General features: G+C 32.1%; 2 protein-coding genes. Both read left to right on the forward strand.

The genetic code is table 11. The features are described 5' to 3' along the window. The coding region (locus ACRDDY_RS18750) for a hypothetical protein (RefSeq protein WP_438566442.1) at positions 1-656 on the forward strand (656 nt) is incomplete at its 5' end. 266 nt (positions 657-922) lie between these two features. Continuing rightward, entirely contained in the window at positions 923-1,153 is a 231-nt protein-coding gene (locus tag ACRDDY_RS18755; RefSeq protein ID WP_438566443.1) for a hypothetical protein, read from the forward strand. The last annotated feature ends 13 nt before the right edge of the window (positions 1,154-1,166 follow it).

Raw genomic sequence — 1,166 nt, forward strand, 5'->3', positions numbered from 1 at the left:
CCATATCACAAATAGATGATTCACAGGATAAAACAGTAGTATTCCATTTTAGAATAAGCACACACGCCGGAATAAGCCAATACGGGTGCCATCCTTTCCCTATAACAGGCAATAAAAAGGGATTAATGAAGCTATCATATACGACAGATATAGCCGTATTTCATAATGGTATTATAAGCATAGATACACCAGACTCTGAATTGAGTGATACACAGCATTATATTAAAAAGGTACTATATAAACGCTATAGAAAAGATAAGCAATTCTATTTAGACAATAGCTCACTACTTGAGATAGAGCACGAAATAACCTCTAAAATGGTTTTTTTGCTTCCTAATGGGGAATATTACCTTGTTAACCCTAACAAGTTTATAGAAGACGATGGGTGCATATATAGCAATGATAGCTATAATAGCACGTGGGATTACTATACAAGCGATAATATTCTATGTAATGAAATAGATTCAAATTACACCATACTATACAATGGAAGCGTAATATACGGATGTGAAATGGAAATGTATATAGATGAATATGATCAAGTGTTTACGTTTGACTTTGAGGGTAACATGTCTTTATTAAAAGGTGCTACAGTGTATGATGAGCTTGGGAATGAGGTTTACTTTGAATATGAGAATGACATTATAGAGATTTAAAGGGTATGAAAAATACCCTTTTTTTATTTCAATAAACTATTGCAATTATGATTTGTATATAGTATAATAAGTACATAGTTATAACAGGTTAAAACATTAACCACTCACTATTCAAACGGTGATTGTTATGTAGTTTATACACTGGAAGGTCGTAAGACACCTATAAAGTCAATTTAAGCATATACATACATCTCATTATAATTGAGTAGGCAGACGGTTATTCCCTTTTATGGTTATAATAAAATAAATTAAGAAGGTGTTACAATATGCAACTGAAGAGAATAAACGGTTATATTGCCACAGTAGAAAAAGGTAGTAAAGAGGTCAATGGTAAACATTCATACTCTATAAAGATCTTTAAGGAGTGTGGAAATGATATTATTGATGTTACCACAAGACAGCATAAATCCCACATAAACAAGAGGGGATGCATCAAAGTAGTTACTTATGACATCGACTACTACTTAGATAGGCTCACACAACAAATAATTGAATAGGCGTTTACTAACA

It is taken from the genome of Clostridium sp., from assembly GCF_051656525.1.
Classification (GTDB): domain Bacteria; phylum Bacillota; class Clostridia; order Clostridiales; family Clostridiaceae; genus Clostridium.

What these genes read in the sequence shown, in the direction of transcription:
- ACRDDY_RS18755 (WP_438566443.1), top strand. Translation starts at nt 923, where the DNA reads ATGCAACTGAAGAGAATAAACGGTTATATTGCCACAGTAGAAAAAGGT.